This window comes from Mesorhizobium sp. M0207, assembly GCF_040321995.1.
Classification (GTDB): Bacteria; Pseudomonadota; Alphaproteobacteria; order Rhizobiales; family Rhizobiaceae; genus Mesorhizobium.
In genome coordinates this window covers 302,871-321,074 of record NZ_JAMYSQ010000001.1, presented here as the reverse complement: position 1 = coordinate 321,074, position 18,204 = coordinate 302,871, and the positions used below count along the sequence as shown (strand labels likewise).

The 18,204-nt window shown below is 63.2% G+C and carries 14 protein-coding genes and 1 pseudogene; 4 read left to right on the top strand and 11 right to left on the bottom strand.

Translation table 11 applies throughout. From position 1 onward, the window contains the following. Positions 1 to 152: 152 nt before the first annotated feature. From NKJ15_RS01495 to NKJ15_RS01485, 3 genes are all read right to left on the bottom strand, one after another. Positions 153 to 1,307 carry an ABC transporter substrate-binding protein gene (locus tag NKJ15_RS01495; protein WP_352540421.1) on the bottom strand — a complete coding sequence of 385 codons (1,155 nt, stop codon included), beginning with the start codon at positions 1,305 to 1,307 and terminating at the stop codon, positions 153 to 155. Positions 1,308 to 1,614: 307 nt separating this feature from the next. After that, positions 1,615 to 2,541, bottom strand: a complete 927-nt coding sequence (locus tag NKJ15_RS01490; protein ID WP_023676350.1) for a LysR family transcriptional regulator — start codon at positions 2,539 to 2,541, stop codon at positions 1,615 to 1,617. Positions 2,542 to 2,631: 90 nt separating this feature from the next. After that, positions 2,632 to 3,396 carry a DeoR/GlpR family DNA-binding transcription regulator gene (locus tag NKJ15_RS01485; protein WP_352469949.1) on the bottom strand — a complete coding sequence of 255 codons (765 nt, stop codon included), beginning with the start codon at positions 3,394 to 3,396 and terminating at the stop codon, positions 2,632 to 2,634. 435 nt (positions 3,397 to 3,831) lie between these two features. On the opposite strand from NKJ15_RS01485, the gene NKJ15_RS01480 reads away from it, so the two are divergent. Together NKJ15_RS01480 and NKJ15_RS01475 are read left to right on the top strand one after the other, a co-directional pair. Beyond that, entirely contained in the window at positions 3,832 to 4,716 is an 885-nt protein-coding gene (locus tag NKJ15_RS01480; RefSeq protein ID WP_023676353.1) for a phosphotransferase family protein, read from the top strand. Continuing rightward, positions 4,713 to 7,166 (top strand): GcvT family protein, encoded by a 2,454-nt coding sequence (locus NKJ15_RS01475; RefSeq protein WP_352813807.1) that lies wholly within the window; start codon positions 4,713 to 4,715, stop codon positions 7,164 to 7,166. Before NKJ15_RS01480 ends, NKJ15_RS01475 begins: the two co-directional genes overlap by 4 nt. An 18-nt stretch (positions 7,167 to 7,184) precedes the next feature. Here NKJ15_RS01475 and NKJ15_RS01470 read toward each other — a convergent pair whose 3' ends face one another. Next, complete coding sequence (locus NKJ15_RS01470; RefSeq protein ID WP_352813806.1) at positions 7,185 to 7,817, bottom strand: class I SAM-dependent DNA methyltransferase; 633 nt, start codon at positions 7,815 to 7,817, stop codon at positions 7,185 to 7,187. 103 nt (positions 7,818 to 7,920) lie between these two features. Between NKJ15_RS01470 and NKJ15_RS01465 the strand changes: the two genes are divergently transcribed. Beyond that, a complete protein-coding gene (locus NKJ15_RS01465) occupies positions 7,921 to 8,823 on the top strand; it encodes a phosphotransferase (RefSeq protein ID WP_352813804.1) in 903 nt (300 codons plus the stop codon). Here NKJ15_RS01465 and NKJ15_RS01460 read toward each other — a convergent pair. From NKJ15_RS01460 to ilvD, 3 genes are all read right to left on the bottom strand, one after another. Beyond that, the gene (locus NKJ15_RS01460; RefSeq protein WP_352813803.1) at positions 8,820 to 9,740 is read right to left on the bottom strand and encodes a DMT family transporter; all 921 of its coding nucleotides are present in this window, start codon (positions 9,738 to 9,740) and stop codon (positions 8,820 to 8,822) included. The genes NKJ15_RS01465 and NKJ15_RS01460 overlap by 4 nt on opposite strands. A gap of 219 nt (positions 9,741 to 9,959) precedes the next feature. Next, positions 9,960 to 11,234, bottom strand: coding sequence for an amidohydrolase family protein (locus NKJ15_RS01455; protein ID WP_352469954.1), 1,275 nt, complete (start codon positions 11,232 to 11,234; stop codon positions 9,960 to 9,962). A gap of 231 nt (positions 11,235 to 11,465) precedes the next feature. Then, a complete protein-coding gene (gene ilvD / locus NKJ15_RS01450; protein WP_352767211.1) occupies positions 11,466 to 13,310 on the bottom strand; it encodes a dihydroxy-acid dehydratase in 1,845 nt (614 codons plus the stop codon). Between the two features lie 286 nt (positions 13,311 to 13,596). On the opposite strand from ilvD, the gene NKJ15_RS01445 reads away from it, so the two are divergent. Further along, complete coding sequence (locus tag NKJ15_RS01445; RefSeq protein WP_352743080.1) at positions 13,597 to 14,070, top strand: VOC family protein; 474 nt, start codon at positions 13,597 to 13,599, stop codon at positions 14,068 to 14,070. Between the two features lie 172 nt (positions 14,071 to 14,242). On the opposite strand, the gene NKJ15_RS01440 is transcribed toward NKJ15_RS01445, so the two are convergent. The 4 genes and pseudogenes from NKJ15_RS01440 to NKJ15_RS01425 form a co-directional block, all read right to left on the bottom strand. Next, positions 14,243 to 15,841 (bottom strand): peptide chain release factor 3, encoded by a 1,599-nt coding sequence (locus tag NKJ15_RS01440; protein WP_502893745.1) that lies wholly within the window; start codon positions 15,839 to 15,841, stop codon positions 14,243 to 14,245. Positions 15,842 to 15,951: 110 nt separating this feature from the next. Further along, positions 15,952 to 16,191, bottom strand: coding sequence for a hypothetical protein (locus NKJ15_RS01435; protein ID WP_352813801.1), 240 nt, complete (start codon positions 16,189 to 16,191; stop codon positions 15,952 to 15,954). A gap of 383 nt (positions 16,192 to 16,574) precedes the next feature. Beyond that, a pseudogene (locus tag NKJ15_RS01430) lies at positions 16,575 to 17,500 on the bottom strand (haloalkane dehalogenase). Continuing rightward, entirely contained in the window at positions 17,497 to 18,096 is a 600-nt protein-coding gene (locus NKJ15_RS01425; protein WP_352614617.1) for a TetR/AcrR family transcriptional regulator, read from the bottom strand. The pseudogene NKJ15_RS01430 and the gene NKJ15_RS01425 overlap by 4 nt, the downstream one beginning before the upstream one ends. Positions 18,097 to 18,204 lie beyond the last annotated feature (108 nt).

Below are 18,204 nucleotides of genomic sequence, written 5' to 3'. Positions count from 1 at the left end.
CGGTAGCGCTGCCTCTTATCCGCCTGCCGGCACCTTCTCCTCGTATAGTGGACGGGGAGAAGGGAGGCGCTCCAACGCTGGCGACCCCCCGGTTCTTCACCGGGAGAGGGTAAGGGTGAGGGGCAGCGCCGAGCTTCGTAGGTGAGGCGAACTCACCGCCCGCCGATGACGCCGATATAGTCCGACACCCAGCGGTAATAGGGCACGCACTGGTCGTTCTGGGTGGCGCATTTCGAGACCGGCGTCTTCCAGAACTTGATCTTGTCGAAATTGTCGTAACCGTTGGTCTTGCAGCCTTCCTCGCCGAGCAGTTCGTTGCCCTTGCAGGCGGCGGGCACCACCGGCAGCGAGCCGAACCAGGCGGAGACGTCGCCCTGCACTTTTGGCGACAGCGAATGCTCCATCCACATGTAGGCGCAGTTTGGGTGGGCAGCATCGGCCTCCATCATCGTGGTATCGGCCCAGCCGGTGACGCCCTCCTCGGGGATAGTCGAGGCGACCGGCTTCTTGGCCGCGATCAGCGTGTTTACCTGGTAGGGCCAGGAACCGGAGGCGACGACGCCTTCGTTCTGGAAATCGTCGACCTGGATGGCGGCGTCGTGCCAATAGCGTCCGACCAGCGTACGCTGGACCCGCAGCAGGTCGAGCGCCGCCTTGTACTGATCCTCGGTCAGTTCGTACGGATCCTTGATGCCGAGCTCCGGCTTGTGAGCCATCAGGTAATTGGCAGCGTCGGCGATGTGGATCGGCCCGTCATAGGCTTGGACGCGGCCCTTGTTCGACTTGCCGTCGGGAAGCTTCATTTCCTCGAAGACCACGTTCCAGCTCTTCGGCGCCTCCTTGAACACTTCGGTGTTGTACATCAGCACGTTCGGCCCCCACTGATAGGGGACGCCGTAATGGACTCCGCCGACGGTGAACCAGGGCGCATCCTTCAGCCGGTTGTCGACCGTCTTCCAGCTCGGTATGAGGTCGGTGTTGATCGGCTGGACGCGCTTGCCGGCGACAAGGCGCAGCGAAGCGTCGCCCGAGGCGGTGACGAGATCGAAGCCGCCCTCGTTCATCAGCGAGACCATCTCATCGGAGGTGTTGGCGGTCTTGACGTTGACCTTGCAGCCGGTTTCCTTCTCGAACGAAGTGACCCAATCATAGGCCTTGTCGGTTTCGCCGCGCTCGATATAGCCCGGCCAGGCGACGATATTGACCTCGCCTTCGCCTTTGCCGAGCTCCTTGACCTGGGCGATGGCCTGGCCGGAGAAGCTCAGCGCGACCGTCAAGGCAGTGCATGATTTCAGCAATGAATTCATCGTCGATCTCCCATTTTTGCATGACCTCGAAACCGGTTTCGGGTTTCGGAAGAAGGTCATGCGCCCGTTCAAAAACGTTGGATGCGCGGCCCTGAAGGGCCGTGCTCCTCGCATCGGCCCGAAAATCGGAAATCGATTTTCGGAAGGCCCGATGCGAAAACTAAAAGTCTTAGAGCGTACTATGTGCGTCCAATTGGACGCACGTCGCGCTCTAACGGCAGCTTTGTTCCCTGACCGAAAAGTGCTGCGAAATTTCCGGTTTCGCAAATTCATTTATCAGAAAGCCGATATCGATTTTTCCGATACGTCAGCGGCCAATCTTCTCGGGCCGTTGGCGCACCATGCGCTGCGACTGGGCAAGTCCGATGAAGTCGCGCGCCGCCTGCGGCAGACCGGAGCCGCGCCGCCAGACCATGCCGACCTGGACGACCGGCAACGATCCCGAAATATCGCGCGATTCGATGCGGTCGCCTTCCAGCGACCATGGCCGGTAGACGAGGTCGGGCAGCAGCGCCACGCCGGCGCCGGTAGCGACGAGGCTGCGTACCGCTTCGACCGAGCGGGTGCGGAAGGCGACATGCGGCTTGGCGCCGATTGCCGTCAGCAGCTTTCCGGTATTCTCCTCGATCTCGTCGACGGTCAGCATGATCAGCGGTTCCGAGGCGATGTCGCCGATGCCGATGATGTCGGCACCGGCCAAGGGGTGGCCGAGCGGCAGCCACAGCCGGTAGGCCGAGACTTCGAGGATTTCGGACTGCAGTGCCGTGCGGTCGCGCAGGTTCGAGGTGACCATGACGGCAATGTCGAGCTTGCCCCCAATTAACAGGTGCTCGAGATAGTCGCCATTGTCCTCGATTGCCGAGACCTCGACACCCGGATAGGCGCGGCGGTAGCGGGCAAGAAGATCGGAAAGCACATAGCCGGCGACCAGCGAGGTGACGCCAAGTTGCAGCCGCCCGCTTGCCGCGGCCTGTTCGCCGAAGAAGGCGCGGCGCGCATCGGAAACGTCGGCCAGGATCTTTCTCGCATGGCGCAGGAACTGGTGGCCTTTGTGGGTGATGTTCAAGCCGCGCGGGTGGCGCTCGAACAGCTCGACGCCGAGATCGTGCTCCAGCTCCTTGATCGCCTCGGTGACCGACGATTGCGAGATCGACAGGTTCTGGGCGGCGCCCGACACTGTGCCCTGCTCGGCGACGGCGATAAAGAACTGCAATTGGCGGATGGTGAAAGCCATGGCCGGACTAAACACGGCAGACGCGGCGCTGGGAAGTGGGTGCTGGAGCAGATCTCCCGACAGAGCTCACGATAGAGCTCAGCCCTCGCTTCAGCCATCGGCAATGCTGAGCCGTGCGCCGGCCTGGGCAAGGGCGGCAGCGATGTCGTGCGGCGGCGGACGGTCGGTCGCGAGTTCGGAAAAGCCGCCGAAGCCGCAGACCTGAACAAGGCCCTGGCGGCCGAATTTGCTATGGTCGGTGACGACAAGCGAACGCTGGCCGCGCGACAGCACCATGCGGGCGAATTCGGCCTCTTCCAGATCATAGTCCATGACGCCGGTAACGGCATCGACCGCACCGGTCGATATCACAGCATGGCTGACGGAAAAGCGGCTGACGAATTCGATGGCCGAGACGCCGAAGGCAGCACCGGAATCGCTGCGCAGCTCGCCGCCGGCCATGTAGACCTTATTGCCGTTGACAGTGGCCAGTGTGCGGGCGATGTCGGAGGAGTTGGTGACGACCGTCAGCCGCCGGTGGCCGAGCAGTTCCCGGGCCAGGAAAGAGGTGGTGGTGCCGGTGTCGAGCATGATCGATTCGCCGTCGCGGATGGTGGCGGCGACCATGCGCGCTATTGCTCGCTTGGCATCGGCGTTCTCGCGCATGCGCCGCTCGAACGGCGCTTCGCCGGCAATCGAAGGCAGGCCGACGGCGCCGTGCATCTTGAGGATGGAACCGTCGCTGGTCAGTGGCTTGACGTCGCGGCGTACTGTCTCCAGCGAGACGCCCAGCCGGTCGGCCAGGCTCGCAATGGTCACGGTGCCTTCCTCCTTGAGGAGGCGCAGGATTTCGCCATGCCGCTTCGAGTGGACCATCGGTTCCATCCGGTCGGATTGTTGCACCGCTGACCGCTTCTACGACATAAATGCCACTAACTCCAAGGAATTTAGCAAAATTCGGGCAAAAAACCAGAAAATACCACAAATTCGCGTTGACAACGCCTCCAGCGTGGCGCGACATTATCGCTGTGACAGGCTCGGAACGGAGGACGACGGCTGAGCCGCACGAAAAATCGCTTGCCCGAACGCCCGGGAGATCGTCGGGTGCAAGGGTCCCGAAATTCAGGATCCGCGGGGGCGGATGCCGGCGTCGAAGAACCCGGCACAAAGGGGCTCGTCGGTGCGGTGCGGGATACCGATCCCGAGATCTGCACCGACGAGATCTTCGCGTTGCCTCCATTCCTCCGTCCGATTGTCATCGCTGGCCAGCCGTGACATGCGTGGAAAATTGACCCAATGTTGGACGACATCGTGACTGTCGAAGACCGCATCCGTGCGCTGCCTTGCTGGACCGGCAGCATCGACATCGCGCCGCTGCCGGGCGGGCTGAGCAATGCCAATTATCTGGTCAAGGACGCGGCCGGGCGGCACGTCGTGCGGCTCGGCCAGGACTATCCGTTCCACCATGTCTTTCGCGAGCGCGAGATGATGACGGCGCGGGCAGCGCACGCGGCAGGCTTCGCTCCGGCCGTCCACTACACTGGACCCGGCGTCATGGTGACGGAGTACCTCGGCGCCAAGGCCTATGTCGCGCAGGACGTGCGCGCCGATCTCGGCCGCGTTGCCGCGTTGCTGCGCGGTTTCCACCGGGAGATGCCCGGTCATGTCTCCGGCGCCGGCTTCATGTTCTGGGTATTCCATGTCATTCGCGACTATGCGCGCACGCTGGAGGAAGGCCGCAGCCGCAAGCTGGGCGAACTGCCGCGCCTGCTGACGCTGGCGGACGAGCTCGAGCGCGCGCAAAAGCTGCTGCCGATCGTCTTCGGCCATAATGACCTCTTGCCGGCTAACATAATCGACGACGGTCACAGGCTGTGGCTCATCGATTTCGAATATGCAGGCTTCAACACCGCGATGTTCGACCTTGCCGGCGCGGCGTCGAATGCAGGCATGAGCGACGAGGAGTCCTTCGCCTTCCTCACCGCCTATTTCATGAAGGAGCCGGACCCGGCGATACGGCGCTCGCACGCCGCCATGCAATGCGCGTCGCTGCTGCGTGAGGCGATGTGGGGCATGGTTTCCGAGCTTTACCTCGACGCGCCCGGTGTCGACTACGCCGCCTACGCCGACGAAAACCTGGCGCGGCTCGAAGCCGCCCTGGAAAACTACAGGACAAAATACGGGACGCGGACATGACCTTGCCCGCCCAGGCCGGGATCGTCGTCATCGGCGGTGGCATCATCGGCTGTTCGACGGCCTATCATCTGGCGCGCGACCACAAGGCCGAAATCGTACTGCTCGAACAGGGCAAACTGACCTCGGGTTCGACCTGGCATGCTGCCGGGCTGGTCGGCCAGCTGCGCTCGTCGGCGTCGATCACGCGCGTGCTCAAATATTCGGTCGATCTCTACAAGGGGCTGGAAGCCGAAACCGGCCTCGCCACCGGTTGGAAGATGACTGGCTGCCTGCGCCTCGCCACCAATGGCGACCGCTGGATCGAGTATAAGCGGCTGGCAACGACGGCTAAGAGCTTCGGCATGGACATGCATCTGCTGTCGCCGGCCGAGGTCAAGGAAATGTGGCCGCTGCTGGAAACCGGCGACCTCGTCGGCGCGTCCTGGCTGCCGACCGACGGTCAGGCAAGCCCTTCCGACATCACCCAGTCGCTGGCCAAGGGTGCGCGCATGCATGGCGCAAAATTGTTCGAGGAGGTGCGAGTCACCGGCTTCGAAATGAGAGACGGCCGCATCACCGCGGTAAAGACCAGCAAAGGCGATATCGCCTGCGACAAGGTAGTGAACTGCGCCGGGCAATGGGCGCGGCAGGTGGGTGCGCTCGCAGGGATAAACGTGCCGCTGCAGCCGGTGAAGCACCAGTACATCATCACCGAAAAGATCGATGGCCTGCCGACCGACGCGCCGACAATTCGCGACCCCGATCGCCGCACCTATTTCAAGGAGGAGGTCGGCGGGTTGGTGATGGGCGGCTACGAGCCGAACCCGCAGGCGTGGACGACCGGTCTACCGGGCGGCGATGTGCCGGACGATTGGGAGTTCCGGCTGTTCGACGATGATTACGATCATTTCGAGCAGCATATGAGCCAGGCGATCGAGCGTGTCCCGGCGCTCGCCAATGCCGGCGTCAAGCAGATGATCAACGGGCCGGAGAGCTTTACGCCGGATGGCAATTTCATCCTCGGTGTGGCGCCGGAATGCGCCAATATGTTCGTCGGCGCCGGCTTCAATGCCTTTGGCATCGCGTCCGGCGGCGGCGCCGGCTGGGTGCTGGCGCAATGGGTCGTCGACGGCGAGGCGCCGCTCGATCTGTGGGTGGTCGACATCCGCCGCTTCTCCGATCTCCACCGCGACCGGCAATGGGTCCGCGACCGCACGCTGGAAGCCTATGGCAAGCACTACACGATCGGCTTCCCGCATGAGGAATATGTCAGCGGCCGGCCGCGCATCGTCTCGCCTTTGTACGAGCGGCTGCAAAAACATCGCGCCGTGTTCGGCTCGAAACTTGGCTGGGAGCGGCCGAACTGGTTCGCGCCGGAAGGCATCGAGCCGAAGGACGTCTATTCGATGGGCCGGCAGAACTGGTTCCCGGCGGTTGGCGACGAGCACCGCCACGTGCGCGAAAAGATCGGAATTTTCGACCAGTCGTCTTTCGCCAAATACGAAATGACCGGAGCCGACGCGCTGAAGGCGCTGGACTGGATCTGCGCCAACGACGTCGCCAAGCCGGTCGGCCGGCTGACCTACACGCAGCTTCTCAACACGCGCGGCGGCATCGAGGCCGATTTGACCGTGGCGAGGCTCGGTGAGGAAAAATTCTACATCGTCACCGGCACCGGTTTCCGCACGCATGATTTCTCCTGGATTGCCGATCATATCGGCAGGGAGTTCGACGTGACGCTGACCGACATCACGGAGGATTTCGGCACATTGTCGCTGATGGGGCCGCGCGCCCGTGACGTGCTGTCAGCGGTGACCGATGCCGACGTCTCGAATGCCGCCTTTCCATTCGGCCATGTTCGCGAGATCGCCATTGCCGGTCACGCCGTCCGGTCACTGCGCGTCACCTATGTCGGCGAACTCGGCTGGGAACTGCATGCGCCGATCGCGGCGACGGGCGAGGTTTTCGACGCGCTGATGACGGCGGGCGCTGTCCACGACATTCGCCCGGTCGGCTATCGGGCGCTGGAATCGCTGCGGCTGGAAAAGGGCTACCGCGCCTGGGGCGCCGACATTACACCCAACGACACGCCGCAGGAGGCCGGCCTCGGCTGGGCGGTGAAGCTCAGGAAGAATACCGATTTCCTCGGCCGGCGGGCGCTTGAAAAGCTCGATGGCTCGACGCTCGGGAAACGCTTTGCCGGCTTCACTGTCGATGATCCGGACGTCGTGCTGCTCGGGCGCGAGACCATCCTGCGCAACGGCGAGGCGGTCGGTTATCTCACCAGCGGCGGCTATGGCTACACCATCGGCAAGAACATCGGCTACGGCTATGTGCGCAATGCCGATGGCGTCAACGATGATTTCCTCACTTCCGGCAACTACGAGCTGGTGGTGGCAATGGAACGGACGCCGGCTAAGATACACCTCGAGCCGCTTTACGATCCGGCAGGAGCAAAGGTGAAGGCGTAGAGCCTTCCGGTTTCAGCCTCAGTTCACGATGAGCACCAGCCCCCGGCTCGGCACGGTATCGGCCTCGCCTGGCATCGAAACATAGGGCGGCGTCTCTTCGGCGCGCGTGACGGTGCCTTGCGCCTCGAGCTCGGCGATCCGCGCGGCAAACCCGGCATCCCACAGCGTGTTCTTCACTGTCAGCACGATCACCCCGCCCGGCCGGCAGATGCGGATCAGCTCGTCCAGACCCTCGGCCCCGACATGGCCGGACGTGAAGACGCCGGCTGAGATGATCCCGGCATAGGCGTCGTCCACGAAGGGCAGCGGTCCGCCAAGCGCCAGGCAGTGCAGCGCTGAATAGACGCCCTTGCGCGCGGCTTGCGCCAGCATGCCTTCCGAGATGTCGAGCGCCTCGACCTGCGGATAACCGGTAATGGCAAGCCATTCGCCGATGAGCCCGGTGCCGGCGCCGGCATCGAGCAGAGGAGCGGCGCCGCGCGCCAGATGGCGGGCCAGCAAGGCAAGGCAGATGGTGGGATGGCGATAGCGAGCCGCCGACATGTCGGCGTCATAGGTGCCTGCCCAACTGTCGTAGAGTGCCGCGACGTCTTCCGGCCGCTTCGCCGCATAGGCGGCGGCGAGTGCGCTCTGATGTTTGCTGTCCGTCATCGCTTTCCGTCGCCTGGTATCGATCCGCAACGCGATCATAGCCAAACGGCGAAAACTGTGGAACCGTCGTCGTCCCAATAATACGGGGAAAGGAGCGAAATCCATGGCGGACGACCGGGCGCGCGCGGCACTTGCGGCCATTCCGATGCTGGCCGGCTATGACGGCCCTCTGGAACGGCTCGGCGGTCTCACCAACCTCGTCTTCAGGGGTAAGGATTTCTGCCTGCGTATCCCCGGCAAGGGTACCAAGGAATACATCAACCGTGCCAACGAGGCAGTGGCGGCGCGGGAAGCGGCGAAGGCCGGCGTCAGTCCCGATGTGCTGCATGTCGATGCCGAGACCGGCGTGCTGGTGACCCGCTTCGTTGCCGGTGCCGAGACGATGTCACCGGAAAAGTTTAAGACTCGGCCGGGCAGCCCGGCACGCGCCGGCAAGGCCTTTCGCAGACTGCACACATCCGGCGCGGTGTTCCCCTTCCGCTTCGAGCTGTTTGCGATGATCGACGATTATCTGAAAGTGCTGTCAACCAGGGACGTCGCCCTGCCTGCCGGCTACCACGATGTGGTCCGCGAGGCGGAGGCAGTGCGCTCAGCACTTGCGGCTCAATCTCTGCCGATCGTCGCCTGCCATTGCGACCCGCTATGCGAGAACTTTCTTGATACGGGCGACAGGATGTGGATCGTCGACTGGGAATATTCCGGCATGAACGATCCGCTCTGGGATCTCGGCGACCTCTCGGTCGAAGGGCAATTCGACGAGGCCCAGGACGAAGAAATGATGCGCGCCTATGTCGGCGGCGAGCCGAGACCGGCGGAGCGCGGCCGCATCGTCATCTACAAGGCGATGTGCGACCTGTTGTGGACGCTCTGGGGCTTGATCCAGCTTGCCAACAAAAATCCGGCCGACGACTTTCGCGCCTATGCCGACGGCCGGTTTGTGCGCTGCAAGGCGCTGATGGAGACGCCGGAATTTTCGCGGCATCTCGCGGCAGTGCGCCGGAGTTAATTCACGCCCTTCGGCACATTTTCCGGCGGCACGGAATCGACCACCTTCTGGCGGTGGAAGATGAACAGGCCGGCCAGCACGACGATGGCCGAGCCGATCAGGATGCGCGGCCCAGGCACATCGCCGAAGAAGGCGAGGCCGAAGACCACTGCCCACAACAGCAGGCTGTAATGCAGCGGCGCCAAGGTCGAGGCCGGCGCCAGCTTCAACGCCCTGGTGATCATCAGATGCGCGCCGCAGGAGACGATGCCGAGAAGCAGCATGGCGCCGAAATCGAGCGAGGACGGCGTCTTCCAGCTACCGAGGGTCAACGCAGCGCCGACCAGCAGCGTGCCGATGGTTTGCCAGGTGACCAGCGAGGTGTCGCTGGTGCCGCGCAGCCGCCGATTGAGGATGATGGCGAAGGCAAAGGAAATGCTGCCGGCGAGCGCGAACATCGACGACAGCGAGAACGCGGCCGAGGACGGCTTCAGCATGATCAGCACGCCGCAGAAACCGACCAGGATAGCCGCCCAGCGGCGCCAGCCGACCCTTTCGCCGAGCAGGAAGTGCGACAGCGCCGCGACATAGATCGGCCCGGCCATGTAAAAACTCATCACATCGGCGAGCGGCAGATAGACGACCGCCGCGTAGAACAGCGCCGTGTCGAGCGTCGTCATCACCACGCGAAGCAGCTGCAGCTCCGGCCGCTCCATGCGAAACAGCTTGGCCGCACCCTGATGTGCAATCATCGGCCCGAGTATGAAAAACGCGCCGATCGAGCGGATCAGCACGACCTGGCCGACGGAAAAACTGGCGACCAGCCACTTGCCCATCGCGTCGTTCAGCGCAAACAGGAAGTCGCCGGCGAGCATCAGCAGGATGCCGGCCAGCAGCACGTTCATGATCGTTGAGCACTGGGCTGCGGGCCGCGCCATTCCGTTACCGGTTCCTCGCCGTGGGGTACGGTGACCCGCGTCGTAGTCGCAAGCTGCGGCCATGACGAGGCGAAAATCGAGAATTCGGTAAGACCAGCGCCGGAAATCGGCTGGACTAATGCATGTCGCGCAAAAGTGTGCAGCGGTTTTGCGATAACGACACGCTTAAAAACAAGACCTTAAAGCGCGTCGCGTGGGTCCGTTCAAACGCGACGCGCTTTAAGCGTGGCGCCGGTTCACCGTGCCCGGCCTTCCGGCGATCGAAAGCCGCGTGTCCTGCCGGCTGCGCTCGGCCACCACCTTGCCCCTGGCGATGACGCAGAGGCGCTCTGGGCGCAGCCGCAGGGCCTCGACTGGGTTGCCGGCATCGAGAACGACCAGGCTGGCGCGCTTGCCGACCGCCAGGCCAAGGTGGTCGAGGCCCATGATGGCGGCATTGACGTTGGTGACCATATCGAAGCAGCGCGCCATCTCGGCCGGGCTCGACATCTGCGCGACATGCAGGCCCATGAAGGCGACGTCGAGCATGTCTGCGGTGCCCAGCGAATACCAGGGGTCGAGCACGCAATCCTGGCCCCAGCCGACGCGGATGCCTTGCGCCAGCATCTCCTTGACCCGCGTCAGTCCGCGGCGCTTGGGAAAGGTGTCGTGGCGGCCCTGCAGCATGATGTTGATCAGCGGATTGGGGATCGCCGAAACGCCGGCCTCGGCAATCAGCGGCAATAGCTTCGAAACGTAGTAATTATCCATCGAATGCATCGATGTCAGGTGCGAGCCGGCCACTCTGCCCTGCAACCCGAGCCGCTGCGTCTCATAGGCAAGCTGCTCGATGTGGCGCGACAGCGGATCGTCGGTCTCGTCGCAATGCAAGTCGACCATCAGGCCGCGCTTCGCCGCGATTTCGCAGAGCTCGGTGACGGAGCGCGTGCCGTCGGCCATTGTGCGCTCGAAATGCGGAATGCCGCCGACGACATCGACGCCTATGTCGAGCGCCCGGATGGTGTTGTCGCGCGCCGTCGGCGAGCGGTAAAACCCGTCCTGCGGGAAGGCGACCAGCTGCAGGTCGATATAGGGGCCAACCGTCTTCTTCACGTCGAGCAGCGCCTCGACCGCCAGCAGGCGGTCGTCGCAAACATCGACATGGGTGCGGATGGCGAGCAGGCCCATCGACACCGCCCAGTCGCAATAGGCGAGCGCACGGTCGCGCACCGCTTCGTGGGTCAGAAGCGGCTTCAACTCGCCCCAAAGCGAGATGCCTTCGAGCAGCGTGCCCGAGACATTGATGCGCGGAATGCCGAGCGAAAGCGTGGCGTCCATATGGAAATGCGGATCGACGAAGGGCGGCGAGACCAGATTGCCATGGGCATCGATCGCCGTGCCGGCGCTGACGTTCAGCTCGGGCTCTATCGCTGCGATCGTTTCGCCGACGATGCCGATATCCGCGATCCTGCCGTCGGGCAGCGTCCCGCCGCGCACCACAAGGTCAAAATCCATCTAGCGCCACCTCGTTCAAAAAAGCCGTTTCTTTCCATGCAGCGTGCTGCCGCAAGGCGGAACCTTCAGGCGCGGCCCTTCCCTTCTTCCCTTGTGGAAGAAGGTGGCCGCGAAGCGGCCAGACGAGGGGTGTTCCAGCTTGGCGCCGGCGGCACTCCGTCCAGCACCCCTCAACCGTCTTGGCGCTGCGCGCCAATCCACCTTCTCCCACAAAGGGAGAAGGAAAAGCCTCTATTCCGGCACGTACCGCACCGCCCCCTTGGCGGCACTTGTCGCCATCGCCGCATAGGCGCGCAAGGCCGTCGTCACCTTGCGCTTGCGCTTTTCTTCGGGCTTCCAGGCAGCCGTTCCCCTGGCCTCCATCGCGGCGCGACGGGCGATGAGTTCGGCGTCGTCGACAGCAAGCCTGATGGTGCGGTTGGGGATATCGATCTCGATCGTGTCGCCTTCCCTGACCAGCCCGATCAGACCGCCTTCCGCGGCTTCCGGCGAGACATGGCCGATCGACAGGCCGGAGGTGCCGCCGGAAAAACGACCGTCGGTGATCAGTGCGCAGGCTTTGCCGAGGCCTTTCGACTTCAAATAGCTGGTCGGGTAGAGCATTTCCTGCATGCCGGGTCCGCCGCGTGGCCCTTCATAGCGAATGACGACGACATCGCCGGCCTTGATCTCGTTCGACAGGATCGCCTTGACGCTGGCGTCCTGACTTTCGAACACTCTTGCCGGACCGGTGAATTTCAGGATCGATTCATCGACGCCCGCCGTCTTCACGATGCAGCCATCGAGTGCCAGATTGCCTTTCAGCACGGCAAGGCCGCCATCCCTGGAGAAAGGATGTTCGGCCGAGCGGATGACGCCCTTCTCGCGGTCGAGATCGAGATCGTCCCAGCGGCGGTCCTGGCTGAACGCGACTTGCGTCGGCACGCCGCCGGGTGCCGCCAGGAAGAAATCGCGGACATTCTGGCTGGTGGTGCGCGAAATATCCCAATGATCGAGCGCTTCGCCGAGGCTTGCGGCGTGCACCGTCGGCAGGTCGCGGTTGATCAGCCCGGCGCTATCCAACTGGCCGAGGATGGCCATGATGCCGCCGGCGCGATGGACATCCTCCATGTGGACGTCAGCCTTGGCCGGAGCCACCTTGCACAGCACCGGCACCCGCCGCGACAGCCGGTCGATGTCCTCCATGGTGAAGTCGACCTCGCCCTCATGTGCTGCGGCGAGGATGTGCAGGACCGTGTTAGTCGAGCCGCCCATGGCGATGTCGAGCGTCATGGCGTTCTCGAAGGCGCCCTTCGAGGCGATGCTGCGCGGCAGCGCGGTGTCATCGTCCTGCTCGTAATAGCGCTGGGCGAGATCGACGATCAGATGACCGGCCTCGACAAACAGCCGCTTGCGGTCGGCATGCGTGGCCAACGTCGAGCCGTTGCCGGGCAGCGAGAGGCCGAGCGCCTCGGTCAGGCAGTTCATCGAATTGGCGGTGAACATGCCGGAGCAGGAGCCACAGGTCGGACAGGCCGAGCGCTCGATGATCCTGACGTCCTCGTCGGACACCTTGTCGTCGGCGGCTGCGACCATAGCGTCGACCAGGTCAAGCGCCTGGGTCTTGCCGGCGAGCACCACCTTGCCGGCCTCCATCGGCCCGCCGGAGACGAAGACGGTCGGGATGTTGAGGCGCAGCGACGCCATCAGCATGCCGGGCGTGATCTTGTCGCAATTCGAGATGCAGACCATCGCGTCGGCGCAGTGCGCGTTGACCATGTATTCGACCGAGTCGGCGATCAATTCGCGCGACGGCAGCGAATAGAGCATGCCGTCATGGCCCATGGCGATGCCGTCATCGACGGCAATGGTGTTGAACTCCTTGGCAACGCCGCCGGCTTTTTCGATCTCGCGGGCAACCAGCTGGCCGAGATCCTTCAAATGGACATGGCCCGGCACGAATTGGGTGAAGGAATTGACCACGGCAATGATCGGCTTGCCGAAATCCGAATCCTTCATGCCGGTAGCGCGCCACAGGCCGCGGGCGCCGGCCATGTTGCGGCCATGGGTGGTGGTGCGGGAACGGTAGGCGGGCATTGAACTGTCCTTGCTGTCTGCGTCGCGCCCAAAGGTGCGGAAAACCGGAATTGAGCCGCAGGCCTTATAGACGGCACACTCTGGTCTGGCCACAATTTTGCGCTGCGCCAGGGTGCGGAACGAGCGGCCAGCCAAAGACGCAGCCGGTCCAGGCCGTAAAAAAGTCAGAAGCGCTGTCGGATCGTGGTTTGCTCGAGCGTCCTTGAGCAGACGGCGGACCGGGCATCAATTGCCAGCCGGCCGTTTGCGAGCGAAACAAGCCAAAACCAGCCCGAGGAGCAAGCGAATGCAAAAGATCACCCCCTGCCTGTGGTTCGACGACCAGGCCGAGGAGGCCATGAACCATTACATCTCCATCTTCAAGAATTCGAAGGTGCTGAGCGTGATGCGCTGGCCCAAGGGCAGCGGCGATAATGAGGGCAAGGTGCTGATGGTCTCATTCGAGCTCGACGGCGTTCAGTTCCAGGCGCTCAACGGCGGCCCGCAATTCAAGTTCACCCAGGCAGTCTCGCTCTCCATCGACTGCAAGACGCAGGAAGAGGTCGACTATTTCTGGGACAGGCTCATCGCGGGCGGTGGCCAGCCCAGCCAGTGCAGCTGGCTGAAGGACAGATTCGGCCTCTCCTGGCAGGTCGTTCCCGAACAGCTGCCCAGGCTGCTGCTGGACCCCGACACGGAAAAGGCTGGCCGCGTGATGCAGGCGATGATGCAGATGAGCAAGATCGACATCGCCAAGATCGAAGAGGCAGCCAAGGGGTGAATGGAACGCGATCTTGCCTTCTCCCCCTGTGGGAGAAGGTGGATCGGCGCGAAGCGCCGAGACGGTTGAGGGGTGTGGGACGGAATGAGACGTTGGTGTTTTCTGGAACACCCCTCATCCGTCGCCTTCGGCGACACCTTCTCCCACAAGGGGAGAAGGGAAAACCAACAGCTCAAGCCGCCCTGTCGCGGACCTGATAATCCTTGACCGCGGTGAAGCGGATCGCCTTCCAGCGCTCGGCCTCGTAGTTGAGCGAGAAGGCGTGCTGGGCGAGGAACACCGGATCGTTGTCGAGATCGCGGGCGATGTCGCCGCGATGCGCCTCGATGAAGCGCTGGAGCTCGGCCCTGTCGTCGGCCGATATCCAGCGGCAGACGGAAAAGCGCGACATCTCGAAATCGACCGGCAGGGTGTATTCGAAGTTCAGCCGCTCTTTCAGGACATCGAGCTGCAGGGCGCCGACGACACCGACGATGGCCGGCGAGCCGTCCTCCGGCGAGAACAATTGCACGACGCCTTCCTCGGCCATCTGGTGCAGTGCTTCCTTGAGCTTCTTGGCTTTCATGGCATCGCCGAGGCGAACGCGGCGCAGGATTTCAGGCGCAAAATTCGGCACGCCGCGAAACAGGATCTCCTCGCCTTCGGTCAGCGTGTCGCCGATGCGCAGCGTGCCGTGGTTGGGGATGCCGACGACATCGCCGGCGAACGCCTCGTCGGCCGTGACGCGGGTGCGGGCGAAGAAGAATTGCGGTGCCGACAGGCTCATCGGTTTTCCCGTGCGCACCAGCTTGGCCTTCATGCCGCGCTCGAGCTTGCCGGAGCAGACGCGGACGAAAGCGATGCGGTCGCGGTGATTGGGGTCCATATTGGCCTGGATCTTGAAGACGAAGGAGGTCATCTTGTCCTCTGTCGCCTCGACCTTGCGGCTGTCGGCCTCCTGCGCGCGCGGCGGCGGCCCATAGGCGCCGAGTGCCTCGATCAGGTCGCGCACGCCGTAATTGCGCAGCGCCGAGCCGAAATAGACCGGGGTCAGATGGCCCTCGCGGAAGGCATCGAGGTCGAGCGGGCGACAGGCCGCGCGCGCCAGCTCCAGCTCCTCGATGAAGGCCTCGCGCTCGTTCTCCGGCAACAGGCCGGCGACGCGGTTGGAATCGGGTCCATTGACCGGCGTGCGCTCCTTTTCGGCGTCGCCCTTGCGCACCGCGTTCAGCGCCAGATGGTAGGTCCCGGAAAAGGTCTTGCCGCGGCCGATCGGCCAGGTGATCGGCGCTGTATCCAGTGCCAGCTTCTGCTCGATCTCGTCGAGGATGTCGAATGGGTCTCGGCTTTCGCGGTCCATTTTGTTGACGAAGGTGATGATCGGGATATCGCGCAGCCGGCAGACCTCGAACAGTTTCAGCGTGCGCGGCTCGATGCCCTTGGCGGCGTCGATCACCATGACCGCGCTGTCGACCGCCGACAGCGTGCGATAGGTGTCGTCGGCGAAATCCTCGTGGCCGGGCGTGTCGAGCAGGTTGAAGACGGTGTCCTCGTATTCGAAGGTCATCACCGAGGTGACCACCGAAATGCCGCGCTCGCGTTCGATCTTCATCCAGTCCGAGCGGGTCTGGATGCGGTCCTTCTTGGCCTTGACCTCGCCGGCAAGCTGGATGGCGCCGCCGAACAAAAGCAGTTTTTCGGTGAGCGTCGTCTTGCCGGCGTCGGGGTGGGCAATGATCGCGAAAGTGCGGCGGCGCGATACCGCTTGTTCGATGTCTTCAGCCAATTTCATGGAATCCTGTCTGTGGCGCGGGCTTCTAGCAGCGCTTTTCCGGCCTGTCGAACGGAAACACCCTTCGCACTCAATGCCAGATGATGCCAATATCACTGCGGGCCGCGAGTTCAGTCACGGATCACAGCCGCTTCAGTGACCGAACCGGCATCATCCGTGCGGATGGCGAGCCATTCATAGTCGATCGAAAGCAATCCCCTTTCCGGGCCAAGGACATAGACCAGGCTCCAATCGGAGAACTTGTCGGTCTCAGGCGGCGCGCCGAGCGCCGCAAGGACTTCTGCCCGCGATTTCCCAACCAACCACCCAGTCAGCACCAGGCTGTCAGCGATGCGATGGCGTTTATGCAAAGGATCCAGCCAGTTGTCGTCCTGCCACTAAGATCGAACGAACGGCAGCGGGCCAAAGAAGACGGCATAGACAATGGCGGCTCCGGCTGCAGCAAAAACCAACCCTTTTATCCAGCGGCGCAAATGACCCTCATGTGATTGAGCTGAACGTTTCCAGTGAGGCGATCGTCATCGACCCGCTTCGAGAGCGGTCCCGGCAACGCCCTTGGTAAGTCTGTAGCATGGTGGCAATGAGGGCAAGAAGTCCTGGGCGTTTGAAGGTACACGGCCGTGAGCAAGAACATCATCGTCATTGGATCCGGCATCATTGGCGCCTCCATCGCTTGGCACCGGCAGAGCTAAGCTGTCGACCTCTCCGGCTGCCGCCGGTTCACGTCCCGACGTCAGGCCGATTCGGTCGCTCGGCTCTCGAAGGCCACCTCCGGAATCCACTCGGCAATTGTGGCGCCGATCCTGTCGGCATGGTCCTCCTGTAGATAATGCGCGCCGGGTCCGAGATCGATCAACCGGCAGTTCTTCATGCCGGCCGCGAATTCCCGTGCCGCATGCGGCGAGACGAGGGCCCCCGGATCGCCTGAGAAAAGCAGCTTCGGGTAGGAGGAGAGCCGGAGCGCCCGATGGTCGTGCTCGCTGATGGCAGCGACATCGGCGGGCTGGCCTTCAATCGGCAGGTCGCGCGGCAGCCGCAGGATCGGCTTGCGCGATTGCGGCGTCGGGAACGGTGCCCGGTAGGAGGCCATTTCCTCATCGCTCATCGTGCGCAGCACCGCAGCCGGAAGCACCTTTTCGACGAAGACGTTGTCTTCCAGGACAAGCTTCTCACCGACGCCAGGCGTGCGCATTGCCTTGAACAATTCGCGCGCCTGCGGACGCTGGTGAAAATCGTCCCAACTCTCGAAGGGGCGGATGAATTCCATGAAGGCGAGGCCGAGGATCCGCTGCGGCCGCTGGGCGCGAGATGGAAGGCGAGCGCGGTGCCCCAGTCCTGCGCGACGACCACCACGTCACTGATGCCAAGCGTCTCGATGAAGGCGTCGAGATAGCGGACGTGGTCGAAGAAGCGATAGTCGATGTCCGGCTTGCCGGATTGGCCATAGCCGATCAGGTCGGGCGCAATGCAGCGGCCGAACGGCGCCACATGCGGGATGATGTCGCGCCAGATGTAGGACGACGTCGGGTTGCCGTGCAGGAATAGCACCGTCGGACCGGCAGTACCTGCCTCGACATAGGAGATGGTGGAATCGAGTACCGCGACTTCCGAGCGCGGCACCGTTGTGCGGGATTGCTGCTTTTCGAGTTTCGGGTTCATCGGATCAGCTCCTTTTTTACGAAGACTGTTTTGAAGACGATATTCTTGAAACGCTCGAGCGGTTCGGGACTGCGCTCCACCTTCATGCGCAGCATCGCGCCTTGCCAGGAACTCAACAGGAAATCGGCGAGGTCCTCGGCATCGAACGCGTCGGTGATGTCGCCAGCCGCCTGGCCCTCGGCGATGCATTCGGCAAAGGGCTTGCGCCAGCGTTCGAAGATGGCGACGAGTTGCAGCCTCAGCGCCTCACTGTGAGCCGCCGTCTCGAGGCTGAGATTGCCGATCATGCAGCCCCGTGCCCAATCATGCGCCTCCAGCTTCGACGTGATGATTTCGAGATAGCGGCGCAAGCGCCCGACCGGGGGCGTGCCGTCCCGGGCAAGGGCCTGCTCCGCCAAACCGCTCACATAGGCGAAATAGCGGTCCAGCACCTCGCCGGTGAACGCCTCCTTGGAGGCAAAATGATTGGTGAAGGACCCCGGACGGGCATCGGCCGCGGCGACGATGTCGCGTACGCCGGCGGCCGAATAGCCGGAGCTCCAGATGGTTTTGAAACCGGCGTCGAGAAGTTTTTCGCGAAGTGAATGTCTAGCCATGCCAGGTAAAGTACGTACGTACGTATTAAAGTCAAGAGGCACATTTGATATGGCTCGCTCTTGGCAGAACCCACGGGCAATGGCATCGCAGTGGTGGCGTTGGAACGA

Excerpts from the sequence above, each read along its gene's own strand:
- NKJ15_RS01495 (WP_352540421.1), bottom strand. The coding sequence starts at position 1,307 with ATGAATTCATTGCTGAAATCATGCACTGCCTTGACGGTCGCGCTGAGC.
- NKJ15_RS01445 (WP_352743080.1), top strand. The coding sequence starts at position 13,597 with ATGCAAAAGATCACCCCCTGCCTGTGGTTCGACGACCAGGCCGAGGAG.
- ilvD (WP_352767211.1), bottom strand. The coding sequence starts at position 13,310 with ATGCCCGCCTACCGTTCCCGCACCACCACCCATGGCCGCAACATGGCC.
- NKJ15_RS01460 (WP_352813803.1), bottom strand. The coding sequence starts at position 9,740 with ATGGCGCGGCCCGCAGCCCAGTGCTCAACGATCATGAACGTGCTGCTG.
- NKJ15_RS01455 (WP_352469954.1), bottom strand. The coding sequence starts at position 11,234 with ATGGATTTTGACCTTGTGGTGCGCGGCGGGACGCTGCCCGACGGCAGG.
- NKJ15_RS01485 (WP_352469949.1), bottom strand. The coding sequence starts at position 3,396 with ATGGTCCACTCGAAGCGGCATGGCGAAATCCTGCGCCTCCTCAAGGAG.
- NKJ15_RS01425 (WP_352614617.1), bottom strand. The coding sequence starts at position 18,096 with ATGGCTAGACATTCACTTCGCGAAAAACTTCTCGACGCCGGTTTCAAA.
- NKJ15_RS01440 (WP_502893745.1), bottom strand. The coding sequence starts at position 15,841 with ATGAAATTGGCTGAAGACATCGAACAAGCGGTATCGCGCCGCCGCACT.
- NKJ15_RS01470 (WP_352813806.1), bottom strand. The coding sequence starts at position 7,817 with ATGACGGACAGCAAACATCAGAGCGCACTCGCCGCCGCCTATGCGGCG.
- NKJ15_RS01490 (WP_023676350.1), bottom strand. The coding sequence starts at position 2,541 with ATGGCTTTCACCATCCGCCAATTGCAGTTCTTTATCGCCGTCGCCGAG.
- NKJ15_RS01475 (WP_352813807.1), top strand. The coding sequence starts at position 4,713 with ATGACCTTGCCCGCCCAGGCCGGGATCGTCGTCATCGGCGGTGGCATC.
- NKJ15_RS01465 (WP_352813804.1), top strand. The coding sequence starts at position 7,921 with ATGGCGGACGACCGGGCGCGCGCGGCACTTGCGGCCATTCCGATGCTG.